The sequence below is a fragment of the Paenirhodobacter enshiensis genome (assembly GCF_000740785.1).
In the GTDB taxonomy this organism is placed as follows: domain Bacteria; phylum Pseudomonadota; class Alphaproteobacteria; order Rhodobacterales; family Rhodobacteraceae; genus Rhodobacter; species Rhodobacter enshiensis.
Genome location: NZ_JFZB01000003.1, coordinates 57,191 through 81,214, shown reverse-complemented (window position 1 = coordinate 81,214; position 24,024 = coordinate 57,191). Strand labels below are relative to the sequence as shown.

25 protein-coding genes and 1 tRNA gene are annotated in these 24,024 nt (G+C 67.1%); 13 read left to right on the top strand and 13 right to left on the bottom strand.

Going from position 1 to position 24,024, the window contains the following annotated elements; translation table 11 throughout:
- Window positions 1-93 precede the first annotated feature (93 nt).
- A complete protein-coding gene (locus CG50_RS02395; protein WP_036634817.1) occupies window positions 94-594 on the top strand; it encodes an Lrp/AsnC family transcriptional regulator in 501 nt (166 codons plus the stop codon).
- Between the two features lie 455 nt (window positions 595-1,049).
- On the opposite strand, the gene rpoH is transcribed toward CG50_RS02395, so the two are convergent.
- Together rpoH and CG50_RS02385 are read right to left on the bottom strand one after the other, a co-directional pair.
- Window positions 1,050-1,958, bottom strand: a complete 909-nt coding sequence (rpoH, locus tag CG50_RS02390; RefSeq protein WP_036634811.1) for an RNA polymerase sigma factor RpoH — start codon at window positions 1,956-1,958, stop codon at window positions 1,050-1,052.
- Between the two features lie 169 nt (window positions 1,959-2,127).
- Window positions 2,128-3,183: an RluA family pseudouridine synthase gene (locus tag CG50_RS02385; protein WP_036634809.1), complete on the bottom strand. Its 1,056-nt coding sequence runs from the start codon at window positions 3,181-3,183 to the stop codon at window positions 2,128-2,130.
- Here CG50_RS02385 and CG50_RS02380 point away from each other — a divergent pair.
- Complete coding sequence (locus CG50_RS02380; protein WP_081880242.1) at window positions 3,182-3,511, top strand: DUF6476 family protein; 330 nt, start codon at window positions 3,182-3,184, stop codon at window positions 3,509-3,511. The two genes, CG50_RS02385 and CG50_RS02380, sit on opposite strands and share 2 nt — an antisense overlap.
- 211 nt (window positions 3,512-3,722) lie before the next feature.
- On the opposite strand, the gene CG50_RS02375 is transcribed toward CG50_RS02380, so the two are convergent.
- Entirely contained in the window at window positions 3,723-3,968 is a 246-nt protein-coding gene (locus CG50_RS02375) for an accessory factor UbiK family protein (RefSeq protein ID WP_036634805.1), read from the bottom strand.
- A 141-nt stretch (window positions 3,969-4,109) separates the two neighbouring features.
- On the opposite strand from CG50_RS02375, the gene lgt reads away from it, so the two are divergent.
- The 3 genes from lgt to pgeF are packed head-to-tail and all read left to right on the top strand — an operon-like array spanning window position 4,110 to window position 6,854.
- Window positions 4,110-4,997 carry a prolipoprotein diacylglyceryl transferase gene (gene lgt / locus CG50_RS02370; RefSeq protein WP_036634802.1) on the top strand — a complete coding sequence of 296 codons (888 nt, stop codon included), beginning with the start codon at window positions 4,110-4,112 and terminating at the stop codon, window positions 4,995-4,997.
- Window positions 4,994-6,070, top strand: coding sequence for a class I SAM-dependent methyltransferase (locus tag CG50_RS02365; protein WP_036634796.1), 1,077 nt, complete (start codon window positions 4,994-4,996; stop codon window positions 6,068-6,070). Before lgt ends, CG50_RS02365 begins: the two co-directional genes overlap by 4 nt.
- Window positions 6,071-6,092: 22 nt before the next feature.
- Window positions 6,093-6,854: a peptidoglycan editing factor PgeF gene (gene pgeF / locus CG50_RS02360; RefSeq protein WP_036634789.1), complete on the top strand. Its 762-nt coding sequence runs from the start codon at window positions 6,093-6,095 to the stop codon at window positions 6,852-6,854.
- Window positions 6,855-7,259: 405 nt separating this feature from the next.
- Here the strand turns inward: pgeF and CG50_RS02355 are convergent.
- From CG50_RS02355 to CG50_RS02345, 3 genes are all read right to left on the bottom strand, one after another.
- Window positions 7,260-7,336, bottom strand: a tRNA-His gene (locus CG50_RS02355).
- Window positions 7,337-7,409: 73 nt separating this feature from the next.
- Entirely contained in the window at window positions 7,410-7,646 is a 237-nt protein-coding gene (locus CG50_RS02350) for a DUF6324 family protein (RefSeq protein ID WP_036634787.1), read from the bottom strand.
- Between the two features lie 160 nt (window positions 7,647-7,806).
- Window positions 7,807-8,136 carry an FYDLN acid domain-containing protein gene (locus CG50_RS02345; protein WP_036634785.1) on the bottom strand — a complete coding sequence of 110 codons (330 nt, stop codon included), beginning with the start codon at window positions 8,134-8,136 and terminating at the stop codon, window positions 7,807-7,809.
- 149 nt (window positions 8,137-8,285) lie between these two features.
- Here CG50_RS02345 and CG50_RS02340 point away from each other — a divergent pair, with 149 nt between their 5' ends.
- The 3 genes from CG50_RS02340 (at window position 8,286) to CG50_RS02330 (ending at window position 10,284) form a co-directional block, all read left to right on the top strand.
- Complete coding sequence (locus CG50_RS02340) at window positions 8,286-8,999, top strand: M48 family metallopeptidase (RefSeq protein ID WP_036634782.1); 714 nt, start codon at window positions 8,286-8,288, stop codon at window positions 8,997-8,999.
- Window positions 9,000-9,029: 30 nt separating this feature from the next.
- Complete coding sequence (locus tag CG50_RS02335; RefSeq protein ID WP_036634779.1) at window positions 9,030-9,677, top strand: GntR family transcriptional regulator; 648 nt, start codon at window positions 9,030-9,032, stop codon at window positions 9,675-9,677.
- Window positions 9,678-9,780: 103 nt separating this feature from the next.
- Entirely contained in the window at window positions 9,781-10,284 is a 504-nt protein-coding gene (locus CG50_RS02330; protein WP_036634776.1) for an acyl-CoA thioesterase, read from the top strand.
- A 92-nt stretch (window positions 10,285-10,376) separates the two neighbouring features.
- Here the strand turns inward: CG50_RS02330 and lpdA are convergent, their stop codons facing one another.
- The 6 genes from lpdA to sucC all read right to left on the bottom strand — a co-directional run bounded on the left by lpdA (window position 10,377) and on the right by sucC (window position 19,181).
- Window positions 10,377-11,771 (bottom strand): dihydrolipoyl dehydrogenase, encoded by a 1,395-nt coding sequence (lpdA, locus tag CG50_RS02325; RefSeq protein ID WP_036634774.1) that lies wholly within the window; start codon window positions 11,769-11,771, stop codon window positions 10,377-10,379.
- 139 nt (window positions 11,772-11,910) lie between these two features.
- Window positions 11,911-13,434: a 2-oxoglutarate dehydrogenase complex dihydrolipoyllysine-residue succinyltransferase gene (gene odhB / locus CG50_RS02320; RefSeq protein ID WP_036634773.1), complete on the bottom strand. Its 1,524-nt coding sequence runs from the start codon at window positions 13,432-13,434 to the stop codon at window positions 11,911-11,913.
- Window positions 13,435-13,437: 3 nt separating this feature from the next.
- Window positions 13,438-16,401, bottom strand: a complete 2,964-nt coding sequence (locus CG50_RS02315) for a 2-oxoglutarate dehydrogenase E1 component (RefSeq protein ID WP_036634772.1) — start codon at window positions 16,399-16,401, stop codon at window positions 13,438-13,440.
- 77 nt (window positions 16,402-16,478) lie between these two features.
- On the bottom strand, window positions 16,479-16,868 hold the full coding sequence (locus CG50_RS02310) for a hypothetical protein (RefSeq protein WP_036634771.1): 390 nt from the start codon (window positions 16,866-16,868) through the stop codon (window positions 16,479-16,481).
- Between the two features lie 227 nt (window positions 16,869-17,095).
- The gene (sucD, locus tag CG50_RS02305; RefSeq protein WP_036634769.1) at window positions 17,096-17,983 is read right to left on the bottom strand and encodes a succinate--CoA ligase subunit alpha; all 888 of its coding nucleotides are present in this window, start codon (window positions 17,981-17,983) and stop codon (window positions 17,096-17,098) included.
- Between the two features lie 4 nt (window positions 17,984-17,987).
- Complete coding sequence (gene sucC / locus CG50_RS02300; protein WP_036634765.1) at window positions 17,988-19,181, bottom strand: ADP-forming succinate--CoA ligase subunit beta; 1,194 nt, start codon at window positions 19,179-19,181, stop codon at window positions 17,988-17,990.
- A 275-nt stretch (window positions 19,182-19,456) separates the two neighbouring features.
- Between sucC and CG50_RS02295 the strand changes: the two genes are divergently transcribed.
- Window positions 19,457-20,545: a glycosyltransferase family 2 protein gene (locus CG50_RS02295; RefSeq protein ID WP_036634764.1), complete on the top strand. Its 1,089-nt coding sequence runs from the start codon at window positions 19,457-19,459 to the stop codon at window positions 20,543-20,545.
- A 2-nt stretch (window positions 20,546-20,547) separates the two neighbouring features.
- On the opposite strand, the gene mdh is transcribed toward CG50_RS02295, so the two are convergent.
- Window positions 20,548-21,507 (bottom strand): malate dehydrogenase, encoded by a 960-nt coding sequence (gene mdh / locus CG50_RS02290; RefSeq protein WP_036634763.1) that lies wholly within the window; start codon window positions 21,505-21,507, stop codon window positions 20,548-20,550.
- Between the two features lie 129 nt (window positions 21,508-21,636).
- Between mdh and CG50_RS02285 the strand changes: the two genes are divergently transcribed.
- From CG50_RS02285 to CG50_RS02270, 4 genes are all read left to right on the top strand, one after another.
- Complete coding sequence (locus tag CG50_RS02285) at window positions 21,637-22,539, top strand: HpcH/HpaI aldolase/citrate lyase family protein (protein WP_051909386.1); 903 nt, start codon at window positions 21,637-21,639, stop codon at window positions 22,537-22,539.
- A 177-nt stretch (window positions 22,540-22,716) separates the two neighbouring features.
- Window positions 22,717-22,923: a DUF1737 domain-containing protein gene (locus tag CG50_RS02280; RefSeq protein WP_036634762.1), complete on the top strand. Its 207-nt coding sequence runs from the start codon at window positions 22,717-22,719 to the stop codon at window positions 22,921-22,923.
- A gap of 289 nt (window positions 22,924-23,212) precedes the next feature.
- Window positions 23,213-23,602, top strand: coding sequence for a succinate dehydrogenase, cytochrome b556 subunit (gene sdhC, locus CG50_RS02275; protein ID WP_036634761.1), 390 nt, complete (start codon window positions 23,213-23,215; stop codon window positions 23,600-23,602).
- 10 nt (window positions 23,603-23,612) lie between these two features.
- The gene (locus CG50_RS02270; protein WP_036634760.1) at window positions 23,613-24,011 is read left to right on the top strand and encodes a succinate dehydrogenase, hydrophobic membrane anchor protein; all 399 of its coding nucleotides are present in this window, start codon (window positions 23,613-23,615) and stop codon (window positions 24,009-24,011) included.
- Window positions 24,012-24,024 lie beyond the last annotated feature (13 nt).

Below are 24,024 nucleotides of genomic sequence, written 5' to 3'. Positions count from 1 at the left end.
GAAGCGGCGCGTTGCAAAGCGGGGCGCGGGCAAGAAACAATATTGCGGAATCCCGGCCTTGCGGATAAGTTCTGCTCAAATTCGGAGGTGACCATGGCCGGCACAAAGCTTGACGAGATCGACCGGAAAATTCTGGCCGAGCTGCAGGCAGATGGCCGTATGACCAATGTCGAGCTGGCGAAACGGGTGGGAATTTCCGCCCCGCCCTGTCTGCGCCGGGTGCGCACACTGGAAGAAGCGGGCTATATCCAGGGCTACCACGCCGACGTGAACCCCCGCGAGCTGGGCTTCGAGGTTCAGGTCTTCGCGATGGTGCGGTTGCAAAGCCAGGCCGAGGCGGATCTGTCGAGCTTCGAGAGCCGGTGCCGCGCCTGGCCTCTGGTGCGCGAGTGCCACATGCTGAACGGCGAGATCGACTTCGTGCTGAAATGCGTCGCGCCGGATCTGTCGACCTTCCAGAACTTCCTGATGGGCGAGCTGACGCCGGCCGAGAACGTGGCGAGCGTGAAGACCTCGCTGGTGATCCGCTGCGCCAAGGACGAGCCGGGCGTGCCGTTCGACGTGCTCGAGGAGCGCATCGCCCGGATGGGCTGAAGTCGGTCTTTTGCGGGACGGAACAAGGGAGGGGGCTTCGCGCCCCCTCTTCGCGTCTGCGACGCGAATTCACCCCCGCGGGATATTTTCGGAAAGATGAAAGACAAGGAGAGCGTTGCACCGGGCTTTCGGGCCGGAGTGCGGGCGGCGCTGGCCCGTGAGCGAGGGCTCGTCACCCGGGCCTGCCCCCGTGGAGTGGGGGATGGTGCGGAAGAGGGGGCGCGTAACCTTCGCGGCGCTTAACGTCTTCTGGTGTCCCGGATCTTCCGGCGCGGGTGAGGCTTTACCGTTCGGTAACGGAGACCGGATTCAGGCCGCGGAGTCCGAGAGGGCCGGCGTAGCTGTTCCTTCAGGGGTAACGGGGCCATATTCTGCGGCCCCGGCGGATCCGCTGACGGCGTTTTCGGGCTCTGCCGGTGTGCGGAGCGCGTGCGGGAACGGGAAGACCCCGGCCGTCAGGCCGGGATCACCATGCCCTTGTCCTTCGCCAGCTCGCGCATCCGGTTTTGCAGCTTCTCGAAGGCGCGGACCTCGATCTGGCGGATGCGTTCGCGCGAGACCTTGTATTTCTCCGACAGCTCTTCGAGCGTCACCGGCTCGTCGCGCAGGCGCCGTTCGGTGAGAATGTCGCGCTCGCGCTCGTTCAGCACGTCCATCGCGGCGCCGAGCATGGCACGCCGCGCGGAAAGCTCGTCGGCCTCGGCGAAGGTCTCGGCCTGATTCGCGGTCTCGTCCTCCAGCCAGTCCTGCCATTGCGAGGCGCTGTCGCCATCGGCCGAGCCGACCTGCGCGTTGAGCGAGGCATCGCCCCCCGACAGGCGGCGGTTCATCTCCACCACTTCGGTCTCGGTGACGTTCAGATCGTGGGCGATGCGTTTCACCGCATCGGGGCGCAGATCGCCATCCTCATAGGCGCCGATCTTCGACTTTGCCTTGCGCAGGTTGAAGAACAGCTTCTTCTGCGCCGAGGTAGTGCCGAGCTTCACCAGCGACCACGAGCGCAGGATGTATTCCTGAATTGCGGCGCGGATCCACCACATCGCGTAAGTCGCGAGGCGGAAGCCCTTTTCCGGGTCGAAACGCTTCACCGCCTGCATCAGGCCGACGTTCGCCTCGGAGATCACCTCGGCCTGCGGCAGGCCGTAGCCGCGGTAACCCATGGCGATCTTGGCCGCCAGACGCAGATGCGAGGTGACCAGCTTGTGCGCGGCCTGCGGGTCCTCATGGTCGACCCAACGTTTTGCCAGCATGTATTCTTCCTCGGGTTCGAGGAGCGGAAACTTGCGGATTTCCTGCAGATAGCGGTTCAGGCCCTGTTCGGGGCTGGGTGCGGGCAGGTTGGCATAGCTGGACGTCGTGGTCATGGAACCCCTTTTCTTCCTGATCGGCCGCAACAGGTGGGCACCCGCGGCGGTCGTTTCAAGACTTGTCCGGTCTTTTGTGCGCCCCGTTGTGGCGCAGGAACCTTACCGAAACATGAAGCGCTTTGGCCCGGGGTGCAAGCGCGGCTGACAAGAAAGTGAACTTTTGGGTTCAGTTGTGAGCCCCGGCGGCCGCGGCACCCGCGCGAAGAGCCGCGATCAGTGCTTCCATGTCCGCGGGCAGCGGCGAGGAGAATTCGAGTTCCTCCCCGGTGACCGGATGCACGAAGCCGAGCGTCGCGGCGTGGAGCGCCTGACGCGGGAAGGCCCCCGCGGCAGTGACGCCCGCCTCGCCGACCAGTTTGGTCTGCAGCTTGCGCCGGCCGCCATAGGTCGGATCGCCGATCAGCCCGTGGCCGGCATGGGCCATGTGGACGCGGATCTGATGGGTGCGGCCGGTCTCCAGCCAGCAATCGACGAGAGCGGCGGCGCCGTTGAAATCCTCGACCACGCGGGCGCGGGTGATGGCGTGACGGCCGCCCTCGAAGATCACCGCCTGACGCTGGCGGTCGGTCTTGTGGCGGGCGAGCTGCGAGGTGACCTTGAGGATGCCGCCGAGCTCGAAGCTGACGCCGCGGGTGCCGCGCAGCCGCGGATCGGCGGCCGAGGGCACGCCATGCACCACGGCGAGATAATGACGGTGCACGCTGTGCTTCTCGAACTGGCGGGCGAGGCTGTGATGGGCGCGGTCGGATTTCGCCACCACCAGAAGGCCCGAGGTGTCCTTGTCGATGCGGTGCACGATGCCGGGTCGCGCCTCGCCGCCGATGCCGGAGAGATGGCCGCCGAAGTGATGCAGCAGCGCGTTGACCAGCGTGCCGTCCTCGGAGCCGGGGGCGGGGTGGACGACGAGGCCGGCGGGCTTGTCGATGACGATCAGGTCCTCGTCTTCCCAGACCACGGTGAGCGGGATGTCCTGCGCCACGGTCTCGACCGTGCGGGGGGGATCGAGGGTGATCTCGTAGATCTCGCCCTCGGCGACCCTGGCCTTCTGGTCGGTGACGGGCTGGCCGTCGCGGCGCACGGCGCCTTCGGCGATCATCCGCGCGAGGCGCGAGCGCGAGAGTGCCGCTTCCTCTGGCACGAGGGCCGCCAAGGCCTTATCAAGACGGTCGGCGGGGGCTTCCCCGATCGTGACCCGCAGGATGTTCTCCGAGATGCCAGACATGACGCCTTCCGATCCGACCAGCCCGGAGCCTGCTGCGGTCAGCCTGCCCGAGGTGCGCTTTCTGAAAATTCTGGTGACGGTGCTGACCGCCGTGATGATCTTCGGGCTTGTAGCGGTCATAGGGCTGCTTGTCACCCGTCTGGGGAGCGTGGGTGCGCCGGGGACGGCGTTGCCCGCGCTGCCGTCGCGGATCGCGCTGCCTGATGGCATGAAGGCCGAGGCAGTGACCGTGGCGAAAGAATTCACTATCGTCGTGACCGATCGCGACAGCGTGCTGCTGTTTCGCCCCGATGGGACGCTGGTGCGGGCGGTGCCGATCGGGGAGTGAGCGGGCGGTGCGGCAGTTCTGCCCGGCGCGGGCGGAGATGTGCCGGCGGCAAGGCGAAGCAAGGGGGCTCTGCCCCCTCGGGCCTGCGGCCCTCACCCCCGGGATATTTTCGGAAAGATGAAAGAGAACGGGGGCGGAGAGCTCAGTTCATCAGCCCCCACCGGGGGGGCTGATGTGCAATGCGCCCCCCCAAGCCGGGGACACGCCGGTCTTATTTCGTCTTGCCTTCCAGCGCGTCGAGCCGGGCCCTGAGGGCCTCGTTCTCCTCGCGGGCCTTCTGGGCCATCAGCCTGACGGCATCGAATTCCTCGCGAGAGACGAAATCGTGATCGGCGAGCCACCGGTCCATCCAGCTTTTCATCGCGGTCCCGGCCTCGGACTTCGCGCCCTGGGCGACGCCCATCGCGTTGGTCATCAGCTTGGACATCTCGTCGAAGAGTTTGTTCGGCGTCTGCATCGCGGTCCTCGCGCTCACATGGTTTTTCCCTATATGGTCTTCGGGCGCGGCGGACACAAGGTTGACTTCCGGTCCTGTGCGGGGCTTCCTGCGCCGCGATGCGGCCCCCCTGTGCCGCGCGCGCACAGCTGAGAGCGGATCATGGCCATTTCCTTCCCCGATATCGACCCGAACGCCTTCGTCATTCCGGTCATCGGGCTGCCGATCCGCTGGTATGCGCTGGCCTATATCGTCGGGCTGCTGGCCGGCTGGCGGATCATCGTCGCGCTGATGCGGCGCCCGAAGCTGTGGGGCGGCAGCCCGCCGATGGCGCCCGAGAAGGTCGAGGATCTGCTGACCGCGGTGGTTCTGGGCGTGGTTCTGGGCGGGCGGCTCGGTTTCGTGCTGTTCTACGAGCCGGGCTATTACCTGACCCATCCGGCCGAGGTGCTGAAGGTGTGGGAGGGCGGCATGTCCTTCCATGGCGGGTTTCTGGGGGTCACGCTCGCCTGCATCTGGTTCGCCTGGCGCAACAAGATCGGGCTGCTGCGGCTGGCCGATGCGGTGGCGATGGTGGCGCCGATCGGGTTGTTCCTCGGGCGGATCGCCAATTTCATCAAGCCCGAGCTGTGGGGCCGGCCGACGGATGAGCCCTGGGGCGTGATCTTCCCGGTCGAGGCGGCGCAGATGTGCAACGACATCGCCGGGCAGATCGACGGGTTCTGCGCGCGTCATCCGTCGCAGCTTTACGAGGCGGGGCTCGAGGGGATCGTGCTCGGCTCGGTTCTGTGGGGGCTGGCGCTGTTCGGGCGCGGGTTGTTGCGGCCGGGGCTGGCGGTCGGGGTGTTCCTGACGGGCTACGGCTGCGCGCGCGCCTTCGTCGAGTTCTTCCGTCAGCCCGATGCGGAATTCCAGGGGCCGGGCAATCCGCTCGGCTATGCGCTGCAATTCGGCGATTACGGGCTGACGATGGGGCAGATCCTGTCGCTGCCGATGATCGCGGTGGGACTGTTCTTCGCGATCCGCGCGCTGAAGCGGGCGCGGGCATGACCGAACTCGGCCGGATCATCGCGGCTGAGATCGCGGCGACCGGGCCGATGCGGCTGGACCGTTACATGGCCGAATGCCTGCTGCATCCGGCGCATGGCTATTACGCCACCCGCGATCCGTTCGGCCGGGCGGGCGATTTCATCACCGCCCCCGAGATCAGCCAGATGTTCGGCGAGATGCTGGGGCTGTGTCTGGCGCAGGTCTGGCTCGATCAGGGGCGGCCCGCGCCGTTCGTGCTGGCCGAGGCCGGGCCCGGGCGCGGCACGCTGATGGCTGACATGCTGCGCGCGATGCGCGCCGTGCCGGGCATGGCGGAGGCCGCGCGCATCCATCTGATCGAGGCCTCGGCGACGCTGCGCGGGGTGCAGCGCGAGACGCTGAAGGGCCGGGCCGTCACCTGGCTCGACCGGGTGGAGGATCTGCCCGAGGCGCCCTTGTTCCTCGTCGCGAACGAGTTCTTCGACGCGCTGCCGATCCGGCAATACGAGCGCCGCGGTGCCGCCTGGGCGGAGCGCATCGTCGGCGCCGAGGGGGATCGTCTGGTGCCGGGGCTCGCCGCGCCCCTGCCGGTCGCCGCGCTGGAGCCGCGGCTTGCCGATACCCGCGAGGGCGATGTGGTCGAGCTGTGCCCCGCCGCACCCGGGATCGTCGCGGCGATCGCCGGGCGGATCGCGCGCCACGGCGGGGGCGCGCTGATCGTCGATTACGGCGGCTGGCACAGTCTGGGCGACACCTTTCAGGCGCTGAAGGATCATGCGCCCTGCGATCCTTTCGCCGAGCCGGGTGCTGCCGATCTGACCGCGCATGTCGATTTCGAGGTGCTGGCGCAGGCCGCGCGGGCGGCGGGGGCAGAGGTCTCGGGGCTGACGGCGCAGGGCGTGCTGCTCGAACGTCTCGGCATCACGGCGCGGGCGCAGGCGCTGGCGCGCGGGCTGAGCGGGGAGCGGCTGGAAACGCATGTGGCCGCGCATCGGCGCTTGACCCACCCCGATGAAATGGGCCACCTGTTCAAAGGCCTCGCCATTCGTCCGGCGCATGCTCCGCTGCCGCCGGGGTTCGACGACGCCGCGTGATTGTCCCTACGCAGGCTATGACATGTCCAGCACCCTCGAAATTCTGACCGCACCCGAGCTTCGGGGGATTCGCCACGGGTTCTTCACCCGCAAGGGGGGGGCGTCCTCGGGCATCTTCCAGGGGCTGAACTGCGGCTATGGATCGAGCGATCAGCGCGAGATCGTCACGCTGAACCGCCGCCGTGTCGCCGAGGCGATGGAGGCCGCGCCCGAGGCGCTGGTGGGGATCAATCAGGTGCATTCGCCCGATGTGGTGACGCTGCAGGATGTGCCCTCCGAATCGCTGCGCGCCGATGCCGCGGTGACCGACCGGCCGGGGCTGGTGCTGAGCATCCTGACCGCCGATTGCGAGCCGGTGCTGTTCGCCGACCGCAAGGCCGGGGTGATCGGCGCGGCGCATGCCGGCTGGAAGGGGGCGCTGAACGGCGTGCTGGAGGCGACGCTCGACGCGATGGAGAAGCTCGGTGCGCGGCGCGAGGAGACCGTCGCGGTGATCGGGCCGTGCATCTCGCAGCGCGCCTATGAGGTCGGGGATGACTTCATGGAGAGTTTTCTGGTCGAGGATGACGCCTATGGGCGGTTCTTCTCGGGTGGGCCGAACGGGCGGCCGATGTTCGATCTGCCGGGATTCGGGCTTCATCGGCTGCGCGAGGCGGGGATCGGCGAGGCGAGCTGGATCGGGCGTTGCACCTATTCGGATCCGGAGCGGTTCTATTCCTATCGCCGCACCACCCACGCGGGCGAAGCCGATTACGGCAGGCAGATCTCGACGATTCGGCTGTGACGCCGGGAGTCTCGGCGGAGATGTCCGAAGGGGGGCTCTGCCCCCTCTTTGCCTTTCAGGCAAATTCACCCCCGGGATATTTTTAGCAAAGCGAAAGAGGCGGGGGCGGAGCCGTCGGTTCGGTTGTCCGGACTTGTTGCGGGGCCCGATGTCGGATCGGGTGTCTGTCGGTGGTTGGCGCGAGGGGGCCGGATCGTGTCGGCATCAGGCTGGAGGGACGCGTCGCCTCTCGCCCTGGACCCGAAGGGCGTTCCGGGGCGCTTGTCGGGTCCGTGACCTCGATCCGTTCAGGGAGAAGGGGGAGAGCAGCTCATCCGGATACGAGAGATTTCGCGTGCGGCAGGTCGGCGAGGGCCATAGGTGTCACGAAAAGCAGACACGTCATGTCGTCGATGTTCGGGAGAGTGGTACCGCCTCCCCGGTTCGAACGGGGGACCCCTAGATCCACAATCTAGTGCTCTAACCAACTGAGCTAAGGCGGCTCCGGGCGTCCGTGTAGCGGCAGGCCGGCGGGATTGCAAGCGCGAATTCGCGCTTGCGGCCGGGGCGCAGGGGTCAGCGTTTGCCCTTCGGAGCGGGCTTGCCCTTCTGGTCCTTGTCGTCGCGGTCGGCGATGGCGCGGGCCTGTTCGGCAGCGGCCATCAGCTCCTCGGCGATGTCCTCGGCCTCTTCGGGTTCGAAGTCGAAGGGCAGCTCGAAGCCGGCGCCGGTCACGTAGATCCGCACCATGCCGAGCGAGGTCGGCCCGATCTGCAGGTCTCCGGCGACGTCACTTTCCTTGTCGATGCTCATCTGGGCCTCCGTGGGCAAACGGGAAATGGGGTGTGGTTCTGGCTAGCGCCTTTGCGGACGGCTGGCAACGGGGGCACGGCAAGGATCCCGGGCAAACGAAAAAGGGGCGCAGGTCCGACCTGCGCCCCGATCCCGTCCCGCTCAGGCGCGCCTGAGGGGCTCAGTGTTCGTCTTCGCCGCCGCCGACATCCGCGATGTCGTCGAGCGAGACGTTATCGTCGTCGTCGTCCTCGAGCAGATCGTCGTCGATGTCCGTATCCGCGGCGGGATTGTCCAGATCGTCGTCGTTCAGATCCTCGACGTCCAGATCGGCCTCGCGGGCATGGGCCTTTTCCGGCACCAGGGCGCGGTTGCGGCCAGCGCTGGTCAGGCTTTCGAGCGTGAAGCTGCTGTCGCAGACCGGGCAGGTCATCGGGTCTTTATTCAGGTCGTAAAAGCGGCTCGCGCAATGCGGGCAGAGGCGCTTGACGCCCCATTCCTCTTTCGGCATGGAATTCTCCTGGCAAGCTCTTTCGCACAGAGTCGAGGCCAACTGCCACAAGACCCGCGGGGTGTCAAAGCCTTTTCGCATCGCGCGGTCGTTCCGGGGCAGGGGCGGTGCGACAGGGCCCGAAACCCGCCGAAAGGGGCCCCCCGGCCATGTCCGTTCCGCCGCAACCCCATGTCCTGCCGGAACTGCCCGGAGTCACGCTGCTGCTGAAGCGTTCGGCGCGGGCGCGGCGGATCAGTCTGCGGGTGTCGCGAATCGATGCCTCGGTCTCGCTGACGCTGCCCGAACGGGCCTCGGTGGCCGAGGGGCTGGCCTTCGCCCGCGCGCAGGCGGGCTGGCTGCGTCAGGCGCTTTCGCGGATGCCGAGGCCGCAGCCGGTCGCCTTCGGCATGACCCTGCCGGTCGAGGGGCGGGCGCTGCTGCTGGTGCCCGGCCGGGCGCGGGCGCCGGTGATCGAGGGCGACTGGCTGGTCGTGGGCGAGGATCCGGCGCGCCTGGGGATCCGGGTCGAGACCTATCTGCGCCATCTCGCCCGGCTGCGGCTGCAACAGGCGACGGAGCGCTATGCGGCGGCGCTCGGCCGGCCGTTTCGCAAGATCACGCTGCGCGATACGCGCTCGCGTTGGGGCTCCTGCGCGGCGGACGGATCGCTCAGCTATTCCTGGCGGCTGGCGATGGCGCCGCCTTCGGTCCTCGATTACGTCGCGGCCCATGAGGTGGCGCATCTGGCGCAGATGAACCACTCGCCGGCGTTCTGGGCGGTGGTGGCGCGGCTGCGCCCCGATTACGCCACGCATCGCGCCTGGCTGAAGCGCGAGGGCGGCGCGTTGCAGGCGATCCGTTTTCGGGGGGACGGAGGTTGACGGCGCTGTCCGCCGGACCAATTGTGAACCATGACCACCATTTCCACACGCCCGATCGAGACCGCCGCGCATGATCGGCTGTATCGCACCCTGCGCACGCAGATCATGTTCGGCGAGCTTGTGCCCGGACAGCATCTGACGCTGCGCGGGCTCGGCCGGCAATACGGCCTCTCGATGACCCCGGTGCGCGAGGCGCTGCGCCGGCTGATCGCCGAGGGGGCGCTGACCCTTTCGTCCTCGGGGCGCGTCACCACGCCGGAACTGTCGAACGAGCGCATCGAGGAGCTGGCGGCCCTGCGCGCGCTGATCGAGCCGGAACTGGCCTCGCGCGCGCTGCCGCGGGCGCATCTGGCGCTGATCGACCGGCTGAGCGTCATCAATACCGCCAATGCCGAGGCCGTCGCGAAACAGGATCCGGTGGCCTATATCCGCACCAATCTGGATTTCCACCGCACGCTTTACCTGCGCGCGCAGGCGCCGGCGATGCTCGCCGTGATCGAGACGGTGTGGTTGCAGCTCGGTCCGACGATGTGCGCGCTTTACAGCAAGCTGCGCCGCAACGAGCCGCCGCGCCATCACCGGCTGATCCTGGCCGCGCTGCGGGCGGGTGACGAGCCGGGCCTGCGCCTCGCGGTGCGCACCGACGTCACGCAGGGGCTGCGCCATCTGGCGCAGTGATCGCGGGCAAACGGCGATGCTGCACCGCAGCATGACGCCGCGGCGGGGTTGATCTTTCTTGCTGCACGCGCAAAGTGCGCGCAGGAAACAAGGATTTCTCCCCATGACCCAGGCTCTGACCGAATCGGAACGCAAGACGCTTGAGATGACGGTGCTGATGACGCCGGAACTCGCCAATTTCTCGGGCAAGGTGCACGGCGGTGCGCTGCTGATGTGGCTCGACCGCGTGGCATTCTCGCTCGCATCGCGCTACTCGGGGCGCTACGCGGTGACGCTCTCGGTCGATCAGGTGACCTTCAAGGAGCCGATCCTCGTGGGCGAGCTGGTGCGTTTCGCCGCGTCGGTGAACTTCACCGGCCACAGCTCGATGGAAATCGGCATCCGGGTCGAGGCGGAGAACATCCCCAAGGGCACCCGCCGTCACACCAACAGCTGTTATTTCACCATGGTCGCGGTCGACGATGACGGCAAGCCGACCCCGGTGCCGACGCTGGAGCCCGAGACCGCCGAGGAGCGTCACCGCTGGCGCGCGGCCGAGCTGCGCAAGTCGCTGCGCCGCGAGTTCCAGGCGAAGATGGACGCCGTGGCGAAAGGCGAGGGGCACTGAGCCCTTCGCGCTCCGGCTCAGCCGGATGATCTCCGGACAGCAAAAGGGCGGCCCCTGAGGGCCGCCCTTTCGATTTCGGGTGTTCTGACGGATCAGGCGTGGATCGCGCCCAGACCGCAGGCCAGAGCCGCCTCGCGCACCGCTTCCGAGAAGGTCGGGTGGGCGTGGCAGGTCAGCGCGATGTCCTCGGCGGCGGCGCCGAATTCCATGCCGACGCAGATCTCGTGGATCAGCTCGCCCGCCGACGGCCCGATGATATGGGCGCCGAGGATGCGGTCGGTCGCCGCGTCGACGATGATCTTCACGAAGCCTTCGGTCTGCATCACCGCCTTGGCGCGGCCGTTGCCCATGAAGCTGAACTTGCCGACCTTGTAGGCGCGGCCTTCCTGCTTCAGCGCTTCTTCGGTCTTGCCGACCGAAGCGACCTCGGGGGTGGTGTAGATCACGCCGGGGATCACGTCATAGTTCACGTGACCCGCCTTGCCGGCGAGAATCTCGGCGAGCGCCATGCCCTCGTCCTCGGCCTTGTGGGCGAGCATCGGGCCGACGATCGCATCGCCGATGGCGTAGATGCCGGGCACGCTGGTCTGGAAATGCGCATCGGTCTTGACCTGACCGCGCGGCAGCACCTCGAGGCCGAGCGCCTCGAGCCCGAGACCCTTGGTGTAGGGGCGACGGCCGGTCGCCACGAGGACCACATCGGCCTCCAGCGTGGCTTCGCTGTCGTCCTTGCGCAGCTTGTAGCTGACCGAGGCCTTGCCCTTGCCCTTCTCGACCTTCTGCACCGCAGCGCCGAGAACGAACTTCAGGCCCTGCTTGGACAGGATCTTCTGGAAGCTGCGGGCGACCTCGGCATCCATGCCGGGGGTGATGGCGTCGAGATATTCGACCACCGTCACCTCGGTGCCGAGGCGGGCATAGACCGAACCCATTTCAAGGCCGATCACGCCGGCGCCGACGACGATCATCGACTTCGGGATCTTCGGCAGCGACAGTGCGCCGGTCGAGGTGACGATCACTTCCTCGTCGAAGGCGACCTCGACACCCGGCAGGCCCGAGGGCTCCGAGCCGGTGGCGATGACGATGTGCCTGGCGGTATGCACTTCGTCGCCGACCTTGACCTGACCGGCGGCGACGATCTCGCCCCAGCCCTTCACATAGGTGACCTTGTTCTTCTTGAACAGGAACTCGATCCCCTTGGTGTTGCTGTCGATGACGTCCTGCTTGTAGGACTGCATCTTCTTCCAGTCGACCTTCACCTTGGCTTCGGTGAGGCCCATCTTGTCGAAGTTCTCGTGCAGCTCGTGCAGCTCGTGCGTGGCGTGCAGCAGCGCCTTCGAGGGGATGCAGCCGACGTTGAGGCAGGTGCCGCCGAGCGTGCCGCGCCCTTCGACGCAGGCGGTGTTCAGGCCCAGCTGGGCGCAGTGGATCGCGCAGACATAGCCGCCGGGGCCGCCGCCGATCACGATCACATCAAATTCAGCCATTTGGAGAGTCCTTTGACGGATGCCGGAGGCGTCAGCGGCCTCCGGGTCTCCGGCGGTGCCCCCGGAAGAGCATTCCGGCCGGAGAGGGAAAGGGAGGGAGGCGGCAGGCCGCCTCCCGCGTGTCACCCGGGCGTGCGGATCACAGATCCATCAGCAGGCGGCGCGGATCCTCGAGCGCTTCCTTGACGCGCACGAGGAAGGTCACGGCGCCCTTGCCGTCGACGATGCGGTGATCGTAGCTGAGCGCGAGATACATCATCGGGCGGATGACGATCTGGCCGTTCACGACCATCGGACGGTCCTGGATCTTGTGCATGCCGAGGATGCCCGACTGCGGCGGGTTGATGATCGGCGAGGACATCAGCGAGCCATAGACGCCGCCGTTCGAGATGGTGAACGAACCGCCCTGCATTTCCTGCATGGTCAGCTTGCCGTCGCGGGCGCGCTTGCCGTAGGCGGCGATTTCCTTCTCGATCTGGGCGAAGCCCTTCTGGTCGGCGTCACGCACGACCGGAACCACCAGACCGTTCGGCGTGCCGACGGCAACGCCCATGTGGACATAGTGCTTGTAGATGATGTCGCCGCCGTCGATCTCGGCGTTGACCTCGGGAACCTCCTGCAGCGCGTGGCAGCAGGCCTTCACGAAGAACGACATGAAGCCGAGCTTGGTGCCGTGCTTCTTCTCGAACTGCTCCTTGTAGGCCGCGCGCAGCTCCATCACCGCGGTCATGTCGACCTCGTTGTAGGTGGTGAGCAGAGCGGCGGTGTTCTGGGCGTCCTTCAGGCGCTTCGCGATGGTGGCGCGCAGACGGGTCATCTTGACGCGCTCCTCGCGGGCGGCGTCATCGGCCGGAACCGGCGAACGCGGCACCGAGGCCGGAGCCGGGGCGATGGTCACGGCAGGCGCGGCAACCGGCGCGGCCTTCGCGGCAGCGACGTCTTCCTTCATGATGCGGCCGTCCTTGCCGGTGCCGGTGACCTGAGCGGCCGAGAGACCGGCTTCCGCCATCGCCTTCTTGGCGGAGGGAGCGTTCTCGACATCCTTGCCGGCCGGAGCGGCGGCAGCGGCCGGGGCAGCGGCGGCCGCCGGAGCGGCGACGGCACCGGCCGCACCTTCGGCGACCACGGCCAGACGGGCGGCGGCGGCGACGGTCGCGCCCTCGGGGGCGACGATCTCGGTCAGCACGCCGGCGACGGGCGAGGGGACCTCGACCGAAACCTTGTCGGTTTCGAGTTCGCACAGCATCTCGTCCTGCGCGACGGCATCGCCGACCTTCTTGAACCAGGTGGCAACCGTGGCTTCCGACACGCTCTCGCCCAGGGTGGGCACCATCACATCCGTCATCTTGACCTCATTCGACTGCGGCGCTGCGGTCTGCCGGGCAGCCGCGCTTTCGGTTTTCGGTTGGGCAGGGGCCGCACCGGCCCCCGCTTCGCTGATCGTGGCGAGCAGGGCGTTCACGCCCACGGTCTCGCCTTCCTTGGCGACGATCTCGGCCAGCACGCCCGCGGCGGGGGCCGGAACCTCGACGGTCACCTTGTCAGTTTCCAGCTCGCACAGCATCTCGTCGGCCTTCACCGCGTCACCCGGCTTCTTGAACCAGGTGGCGACGGTGGCTTCCGAGACGCTCTCGCCAAGCGTGGGAACGCGGACTTCGGTCATGGATCAGCCCTCCAGAGCTTCGTTGACGAGCGCTTCCTGCTCGGCCTTGTGGATCTTGGCGAGGCCGGTGGCCGGCGAGGCCGAGGCGACGCGACCGGCATAGCGCGGCCGGTTGTGCGTCGCGCCGATCTTGACCAGCACCTCCTCGATGTTCGGCTCGACGAAGGTCCAGCCGCCCATGTTCTTCGGCTCTTCCTGGCACCAGATCACCTTGGCGCCCTTGAAGCGGGACAGCTCGCGCTCCAGCGACTTCGCCGGGAACGGGTAGAACTGTTCCAGACGCAGCAGGTAGACATCGGTCAGACCGCGGGCGTCACGCTCGGCGAGCAGATCGTAGTAAACCTTGCCCGAAGAGATCACGACGCGCTTGATCTCGGCGTCGGGCTTCAGCTGGGTGGCGGAATAGCCGCGCTCGGCGTCATCGTGCAGCACGCGGTGGAAGGTCGAACCGGTGGTGAATTCCTCGGCCTTCGACACGCACAGCGGGTGACGCAGCAGCGACTTCGGCGTCATCAGCACCAGCGGCTTGCGGAAGCTGCGCTTGATCTGGCGGCGCAGGATGTGGAAGTAGTTCGCCGGCGTCGAGACGTTCGCCACGATCCAGTTGTCCTGCGCGGACATCTGCAGATAGCGTTCGAGACGCGCCGAGCTGTGCTCCGGCCCCTGGCCTTCGTAGCCGTGCGGCAGCAGCAGCACGAGACCCGACATGCGCAGCCACTTCGATTCGCCCGAGGAAACGAACTGGTCGAAGATGATCTGAGCGCCGTTGGCGAAGTCGCCGAACTGGCCTTCCCACAGGGTCAGCGTGTTCGGTTCCGCCAGCGAGTAGCCGTATTCGAAGCCGCACACCGCGTATTCCGACAGCGCCGAGTCGATCACCTCGTAATGCGCCTGACCCGGCTTGATGTGGTTCAGCGGGTAGAAGCGTTCCTCGGTGGTCTGGTCGATCAGGGCCGAATGGCGCTGCGAGAAGGTGCCGCGCGCCGAGTCCTCACCCGACAGACGCACGCCGTGACCCTCGGCCAGCAGCGAGCCATAGGCCAGAGCCTCGCCCGTCGCCCAGTCGAAGCCCTCGCCGGTCTCGAACATCTTCGCCTTGTGTTCGAGGTTGCGCTTGACCGTCTTGTGCAGGTCGAATCCATCCGGATAGCTGACCAGCGCCTTGCCGACCTCGGCGAAGGTCTCGGGCGAGACGGCGGTGTCGCCGGGGGTGTATTCGCGGCCCTCCGGCTGCATCCCCGTCCACTTGCCGTCGAGCCAGTCGGCCTTGTTCGGCTTGAAGGTCTTGCCGGCCTCGAATTCGCCGTTCAGCATCGACTGGAACGAGGCCTTCATGTCCTCGATCTCGCCTTCCGGGATCAGGCCGTCCTTGACCAGCCGGTCGGTGTACAGCTGCAGGGTCGTCTTGTGGCCCTTGATCGCCTTGTACATCAGCGGGTTGGTGAACATCGGCTCGTCGCCTTCGTTGTGACCGAAGCGGCGATAGCAGAAGATGTCCAGAACCACGTCCTTGTGGAACTTCTGGCGGAACTCGGTCGCGACCTTGGCGGCGTGAACCACGGCCTCCGGATCGTCGCCGTTCACGTGGAAGATCGGGGCTTCCACCATCAGCGCGATGTCCGTCGGATAGGGCGAGGAGCGCGAGAAATGCGGCGCCGTGGTGAAGCCGATCTGGTTGTTCACCACGATGTGGATGGTGCCGCCGGTGCGGTGACCGCGGATGCCCGAGAGCTGGAAGCACTCGGCCACGATGCCCTGGCCGGCGAAGGCCGCATCGCCGTGCAGCAGCACGCCCAGAACCTGGGTGCGGTCGGTGTCGTTGAGCTGGTCCTGCTTGGCGCGGACCTTGCCCAGAACCACCGGGTTGACCGCTTCGAGGTGCGAGGGGTTCGCGACCAGCGACAGGTGAACCGTGTTGCCGTCGAAGGTGCGGTCCGACGAGGTGCCGAGGTGATACTTCACGTCGCCCGAACCGTCGACGTCATCGGGCTTGTAGGAACCGCCCTGGAATTCGTTGAAGATGGCGCGGAACGGCTTGCCCATCACGTTGGTCAGCACGTTCAGGCGGCCGCGGTGCGGCATGCCGATCACCATCTCCTTCATCCCGAGCGCGCCGCCGCGCTTGATGATCTGCTCCATCGCCGGGATCAGCGCTTCGCCGCCGTCGAGGCCGAAGCGCTTGGTGCCCATGTATTTGACGTGCAGGAACTTCTCGAAGCCTTCGGCCTCGACCAGCTTGTTGAGGATAGCGCGGCGCCCCTCGCGGGTGAACTGGATCTCCTTGCCGTAGCCTTCGATCCGCTCCTTCAGCCAGGCCGATTCCTCGGGGTTCGAGATGTGCATGTACTGCAGCGCGAAGGTGCCGCAATAGGTGCGCTTCAGGATGTCGAGGATCTGGTGCATCGAGGCGTGCACGAGGCCGAGCACGTTGTCGATGAAGATCGGCCGGTCCATGTCGGCGGCGGTGAAGCCGTAGGACGCCGGGTCGAGCTCGGGGTAATGAACGACCTCTTCGGGGCGCATGTGCAGCGGGTCGAGATCGGCGATCAGGTGGCCGCGGATGCGGAAGGCGCGGATGATCATGATCGCGCGCACCGAATCGAGGACAGCGCGCTGGACCTGCTCTTCGCTGATCTGGACGCCGGCATCGGCCGCCTTCGCCTTGATCTTGTCGCCGGCCGCCTTGGCTTCCTTCGCCGGAACCGCCGGCCATTCGCCGGTCAGCGCGCCGATCAGCTCGCCCGAGGGCGACTGCGGCCAGTCGGTCCGGGTCCAGGCCGGGCCGTTGGCGGCGTGCTTCACATCCGTCTCTGCATCGCCGAGCGAGGCGAAGAACGCCTGCCAGCTGGCATCGACCGAGGCCGGATCCTTGGCGTAATTGGCGTAGAGCTGCTCGACGTAATCCGCGTTGGCGCCTTGCAGGAAGCTCGAGGCTTCGAAGGCCTCGTTGGAAGATTGGTCGTTCATGACGGTTGTCCTTGTCTGCAACCTGGGTGTCCGGCCGATCGGCGGCCGGACCCGGATCTGGGGTTAACGGGCTGACGTCAGCCCGAGCATTGCACCGCCAGCACGTCCATGCCGGGCTGAAGCGCCCGGTCAGCGGGTTGGGTGGTGCGGAAAGTCTTCAGTTTCTTGCCGTAGGACTGGCACAGCTTCGCCGGGGCATTCGGCAGCGCGGCATGGTTCGCGGCAACCGGATCGTAATAGATATACGACATCGCCGGCGTGCCGCTGATCGCGGCGATGGCGTCGCCGTTGATGCCGGTCATTTTCTGGAAGTCGCCATGCGAACGGTCGTCCTTGGGCACTGGCGGGGCGAGCTTGCCCAGATCGTCGGGGCCGGTCGGGGCGACGGCCGCGCCATTCGCCTGCATGCAGCCGGACAGCGCCAGCGCCGCGAGTGTGACCGTAGAGGCCAGGGTCAGAAGTTTCATCTTTTCCACACTCCGTGGGGGTCGATCGACAGACGGTCCGGAGGCCGGGCCGCGTGGGGACGTGGCGCGAGGCTGCGCCATTCGCCGAACTCTACCTTTCGTGGCCGGGCCGCAAGCGGCCCGAGGTGACACCCGCGTGAGGAGCGCGTTACGCCCCGCTGCGAGATGCCCCCCATTTCGTCGGGATGGGGGGGATCGCCGGGCCTGTCCGGCCCCGCAATTTCGTGTCAGGCGCCCTTGATCGCCTGCATCATCGCCTCGCCGAGGCCCGCCGGGCTGTCGGCGACGACGATGCCCGCGCGGCGCATCGCCTCGACCTTCGAGCCGGCATCGCCCTTGCCGCCCGAGACGATGGCGCCCGCATGGCCCATCCGCCGGCCGGGGGGTGCGGTGCGCCCGGCGATGAAGCCCGCGACCGGCTTCCAGCGGCCCTTGCGCTTCTGCTCGGTCAGGTATTCGGCCGCTTCTTCCTCGGCCGAACCGCCGATCTCGCCGATCATGATGATGGAGTGGGTTTCCGGATCGTCGAGGAACATCTCGATGATGTCGATATGTTCCGTCCCCTTGATCGGGTCGCCGCCGATGCCGATGGCCGAGGACTGGCCGAGGCCGATGTCCGTCGTCTGCTTCACCGCCTCATAGGTCAGCGTGCCCGAGCGCGACACCACGCCCACCGACCCGCGGCGGAAGATGTTGCCCGGCATGATGCCGATCTTGCACTCGTCGGGCGTCATCACACCCGGGCAGTTCGGCCCGATCAGACGCGATTTCGAGCCCGACAGCGCGCGCTTCACCTTCATCATGTCGAGGACCGGGATCCCCTCGGTGATGCACACGATCAGCTCGATCTCGGCGTCGATCGCCTCGAGGATCGAATCGGCCGCGAAGGGCGGCGGAACGTAGATCACGGTCGCATTGGCCTGCGTTTTCGCCGCCGCCTCATGGACCGAGTTGAACACCGGCAGGCCGAGATGCTCGGTCCCGCCCTTGCCCGGCGTCACGCCGCCGACCATCTGCGTGCCATAGGCGATGGCCTGTTCGGTATGGAACGTGCCCTGAGAGCCGGTCAGCCCCTGACACAGAACCCGCGTGGTCTTGTCGATCAGAATAGACATGCTCTCAGCCCTTCACCGCGTTGACGATCTTCTGCGCGGCATCCGCGAGGTTGTCCGCCGGGATCACGTTCAGCCCCGAGTTGCGGATGATGCTCTTGCCGAGTTCCACGTTGGTGCCTTCGAGGCGCACCACCAGCGGCACTTTCAGCCCGACCTCGGTCACCGCGGCGAGGATGCCCTCGGCGATCACGTCGCAGCGCATGATGCCGCCGAAGATGTTGACCAGGATGCCCTTCACGTTCGGGTCCGAGGTGATGATCTTGAACGCCTCGGTCACCTGCTCCTTGTCGGCGCTGCCGCCGACGTCGAGGAAGTTCGCCGGGCTGGAACCGTAAAGCTTGATGATGTCCATCGTGGCCATCGCCAGACCCGCGCCGTTCACCATGCAGCCGATCTCGCCGTCGAGGGCGATGTAGTTCAGCTCGAACTTCGAGGCTTCGAGTTCCTTCGGGTCTTCCTCGGTCTCGTCGCGCAGCGCCTGCACGTCGGGGTGACGGTACAGCGCGTTGTTGTCGAAGCCGACCTTGGCGTCGAGCACGCGCAGATCGCCCGCGGTGGTCACGACGAGCGGGTTGATCTCCAGCATCTCCATGTCCTTGCCGATGAAGGCGGCATAGAGGTTGCGGATCAGCGCCACGCATTGCTTGATCTGCGCGCCCGTCAGCCCGAGCGCGAAGGCGATGCGCCGGCCGTGGAAATCCGACAGACCCGTCGCCGGATCGACGGTGAAGGTCAGGATCTTCTCGGGGGTGGAGGCCGCGACCTCCTCGATGTCCATGCCGCCCTCGGTCGAGCAGACGAAGGACACGCGCGAGGTCTTGCGGTCGATCAGCAGCGCCAGATACATCTCGCGCGCGATGTCCGAACCTTCCTCGATGTAGATGCGGTTGACTTCCTTGCCGGCCGGGCCGGTCTGGCGCGTCACCAGCGTGCGGCCGAGCATCTGCTTGGCCAGCGCCGCCGCTTCCTCGGCGGAGCGCGCGATGCGCACGCCGCCGGCGGTGCCGGCCTCGGCTTCCTTGAAATGTCCCTTGCCGCGCCCACCGGCGTGGATCTGAGCCTTTACAACCCACAGCGGCCCATCGAGCGCCGAGGCCGCGCCGAGCGCCTCGTCCGCCTTCAGGACGGCGCGGCCGTTCGACACGGGGCAGCCGCAGCTTTTCAGCAGCTGTTTGGCCTGATACTCGTGTATGTGCATGACGGACGCTCTTCCGTTGGAATTTCCCGTTCCGCTTTGACACAGACGGACGGGCTGAAAAACTTATAAATGCGTCGAATGTCCCGGGATCGGCGGAAAACCGACATTTGTGATCACACCCGCAAAATGCGTGATCACAAAACCCGGCGAGGCCCGGCGCCCCTGTGCGGCAAGGATGCGACAGGGGATGACGAGGAGTCGGGGTGCCCTTGTGACAGAGGGTGGAATCGCCCAGACTGCGCCGCGATACGGATGCGGGAAGGCGGACGGAGCAGATGGACAGCTGGGGCGTTGCGGCGCTGGTCGACGAGCCGGGGGCGCTGATCGCGGCTTTCGTTGCGCATCATCTGGAGCTGGGCGCGGCCCAGGTTCATGTGCTGCTCGACCGTCCGAACGAGGAAGCGCGCGATCTTCTGTCCGGCGTTCCGGGGGCGGTGCTGACCGATGCGGGGGCCGATGGCTGGGCTTTTCAGAACACCGGCCAGAACAGGGGGCGGGCTCCGCGCCGCCATCTGATGCGACAGAAGTATCATGCCAGCCGGGTGCTGGCGCAGTCGGGACTCGATTGGGTGCTGCATTGCGACGCCGATGAGTTCCTGATGCCGGTGCGCCGTTTCGGCCTGCCGGCGCCTTCGGTGGCGCTGCTGCTGCGCCTCGCGCGCCGGCGCACCGACTGGGTGCATGTCGGCGTGGCCGAGCGCGTGCGGCTGATCGGCGAGGCGGGGGCATCGTCCGGCGGGCTTCTGGATGGGCCGTTCCGCCTGCCCTGGCCAGAGTTTCCGACCCGGGGACGCACCGTCTATGACCGCAAGGCAATGGAGATGCTGAATGTCGGGCTGGCGGGGCATCATCTCGGCAAGGCGATCGCGCGGGCCGGGCGGGGGCATTTTCTCGGCATCCATCAGCCGATGCGCGATTACGGTGGCGAAGGGCGCGATCTGGTGCGGGCCGAGACGGGCTTTCTGCGATTGCTGCATTTCGACGGGCTGACGCTGCTGCATTACGCGCTGAAGATGGTGCGCCGGGCGCTGGCTGACCGCGATGCCAATGCGCCGCCGCATGGGGCGCATCGTCGCGCGCAGTTCAGCGCGCTGGCGGCGGTTGCGGGCGACGCGGCCGCGATCCGCGAGCAATGGCTTGCGGCGCGCTGCCTCAGCCCGGCTCAGGCCGGGGTTCTGCGGGCGCGCGGGGTGTTGTGGGATGCCGACCCGCAGATCGCGGCGCGTATCGCGCATCGCCTGCCCGCTCCGCCCGATCTGAGCGCCGCGGCCTTCGACGGCGCGCTGATCGCGCGCGAGGCCGCGCTGATCGTCCGCGCGGCCGAGGCTTTCGGCTTCGATCCGGAACCCCTGCGCGCCCGCTGATCTCAGAGCGCAGGGTCGAGCGCCCTGCACGCCCCGATGAGCGTGCGCACCGCGGCGGCCGAGGCCTCGAACTCGCGCTGTTCGTCTTCGGTCAGGGACAGTTCGACGATCCGCTCGACGCCGGCCGCGCCGAGGATGGTCAGAACACCGATGTTCAGCCCGCTCTGCCCGAACTCTCCGCTCAGCCGGCACGAGCAGGGCAGTACGCGCTTCTGATCCTTCAGCACCGCCTCGGCCATCTCAAGTGCGGCGGTCGCCGGCGCGTAATAGGCCGAGCCGGTGCCGAGGAGCGCGCCGATCTCGGCGCCGCCGTTGCGGGTGCGTTCGACGATGGCATCGACGCGCTCCGCCGTGGTCCAGCCGGCGGCGATCAGCTCTGGCAGGGGGATGCCGGCGACGGTGGCGTGACGGATCATCGGCACCATCGTGTCGCCATGCCCGCCCAGCACGAAGGCCGAGACGTCCTTGACCGAAACCCCCATGTCGAGGGCGAGGAAATGCCGCATCCGCGCCGAATCGAGCACGCCCGCCATGCCCACCACCCGTTCCGCCGGCAAGCCGGAGTAGCGCTGCAACGCCCAGGTCATCGCGTCGAGCGGGTTGGTGATGCAGATCACGAAGGCCCCCGGGGCATGGGTGCGGATCCCATCGCCCACCGCCTTCATCACGCCGAGGTTCACGCTCAGCAGATCGTCGCGCGTCATGCCGGGCTTGCGCGGCACGCCGGCGGTGACGATGCAGATGTCGGCGCCTTCGATGTCGGCATAGCTGTCGGTGCCGGTCAGAACCGCGTCGAAGCCGGCCGGGGGCGCCGCCTCGGCGATGTCGAGGGCCTTGCCGCGGGGCGTGCCCGCGGTCACGTCGAACAGGGTGACATCGCCCAGTTCGCGCAGCGCAGCGAGATGGGCGAGGGTGCCGCCGATATGGCCGGCACCGATCAGGGCGATCTTGGGACGGGGCATGGAAGATCCTCGGTTCGGGGCGTGGGGATTTGGTAACGGGGTCCGTTAGCGCTGACAAGGGCGCGCGGGGTGCTTGCCGGCGCGCCGCGGGCATGATTCTGTGGCGGCGGAGGAACAGGAGGAGGCGACATGATCCCCGAAACGACAGCGGCCCCGGTGCGGCCGTTCCGCTCGGCGCTCTATATCCCAGGCGCGCGCCCGCGGGCGATGGAGAAGGCCGCGGGGCTGGACTGCGACGCGATCATCTTCGATCTGGAGGATGCCGTGGCGCCCTCTGAGAAGGACAGCGCGCGGGCGGGGCTGCTGGCGGCGCTGGCGGGCACGGACTATGGCAGGCGGTTCCGGCTGGTGCGGATCAACGGGCCGGAAACGCCCTGGGCGGCGGCGGATCTGGCGGCGCTGGCCAGCCGGGAGGGATATGACGCCGTTCTGGTGCCCAAGGTCTCGGCACCGGGCGATCTCGACCGGGTGGCGGCAGTGCTGCCGGGGGTGCCGCTCTGGGCGATGATGGAGACGATTTCCGGCCTGTTCGAAGCGCGCGCCATCGCAGCGCACCCGGCCCTTGCCGGCATGGTGATGGGCACGAACGATCTGCAAAAGGAGATGGGGTGTCGCTACCGGCCCGACCGGCTGGCGATGCAGACGGGGCTGGGGCTGTGTCTGATGGCCGCGCGCGAGCGGGGGCTGGTGATCCTCGATGGCGTTTACAATGCGTTCGGCGACATGGCGGGGCTCGAGGCCGAGTGCGTGCAGGGTCGCGATATGGGGTTCGACGGCAAGACGCTGATCCATCCGGCGCAGCTGGATACCGCCAATGCGGTCTTCGCGCCCTCCGCGGACGAGATCGCCCTCGCGCAGCGACAGATTGCGGCTTACGATCATGCAGCGGCAGCGGGCCATGGAGTCGCGGTTCTGGACGGACATATCGTCGAGAATCTGCATGTCGTGGCAGCGCGCCGGGTGCTTGGTCAGGCGGCGGCCATCGCTGCGATGGCACGCAGCGAGGCGGGGCAGGAGCGGCTCGTGCGGTGACGGGGTTTGCGCGCCCCGAGGAAGAAAAGGGGGCTCTGCCCCCTCGGGCCTGCGGCCCTCACCCCCGGGATATTTGGGGCGAATCGAAAGTGAGGCGGGGCGCGGGACGGGCAGGCTGAGCCCCTGCGCGACAGCCAGCGGGGATCTGCCCGCAGGGATCCGGATGGAGAAAAGACGATGAAATTCTATCGCTTGCTGACCGAGGACGACACGTCCGCGTTTTGCCACAAAGTGTCGAAGGCACTGTCGGCCGGGTGGGAGCTGCACGGTTCCCCCGCCTATGCGTTCGATGCGTCGAAGGGCGTGATGCGCTGCGCGCAGGCCGTGGTGAAAGACGTGCCGGGCACGGCTTATGACCCGTCGGTCAAGCTCGGCGATCTGTGATGCGGCTGTTGCCTGACGCGGAATTTCAAGAATATCATAGTGTTATTGTCATGATATTCGGGGAGAATCACGCGACGGGGTCAAGGGGCGCGAAAATCGTGATCACAGCCAAAAAAATGTGATCACAAAACGCAGATTTCGGCTGTTCGCAGCCGGGAAACGGCGAAATGGCCGTTCTCGGTGCGTGACTTGTCTGAAAATTGCGCTATTCAGGAACGGCAATCCGGCCAGTCGCGCGTGTGTCCTTGAGGAGAGGGCGTCCGGCGGCCAAGCGACAGAGGGAACCAACATGGCTGAACCGAAACGGGTCGAACGGCCCCTTTCCCCCTTCATGATCGGCCCGTACTACCGCCCGCAGATGACCTCGATCTCGTCGATCATGACGCGTATCACGGGCAATGCGCTGATCGTCACCGCGCTTCTGACGGCGTGGTGGCTGCTCGCCGCGGCGACGAGCCCCGGCTATTTCGACTTCGTCAACGCGATCGTCACCTCGTGGTTCGGGGCGCTGGTCTACACGCTGTCCGCCTGGGCGGTGTGGTACCACCTGCTCGCGGGGCTGCGTCACCTGTATTTCGACGCCGGCAAGGGGCTGGAGATCGAAACCGCCGAGAAGCTGGGCTGGGCCTGCTTCATCGGCGCGACGGTGCTGACGATCATCACCATCATCCTGGTCTGAGGAGCATCGAATGCGCTATCTGACCCCCCGCAAGAGCGCCGAAGGCCTTGGCGCCGCCCGCACGGGAACGCATGACCACTGGTTCATGACCGTGACGGCGGTGTCGCTGGTCTTCCTCGTTCCCTGCTTCGTCTTCGTTCTCGGCACCGCGATCGGCCGGCCTCAGGCCGAGGTCGTGCTGCTGTTCTCGCGTCCGTTCCCGGCCATCGTGACGGCTCTGGTCGCGGTCGTGGGGATGCTGCACTTCGCGCGCGGCGCCAAGACGATGATCGAGGACTATACCGGCGGTATCACCCGCGAACTGGCGGTCATCGCGGCCAACGGCGTTGCCTATGTCATCATGTTCACCGTGCTTTACGCACTGGGGAAGATGGTGTTCCTCGGCACGCTGATCGAAGCGATGAAATAATCCGGGACGACGC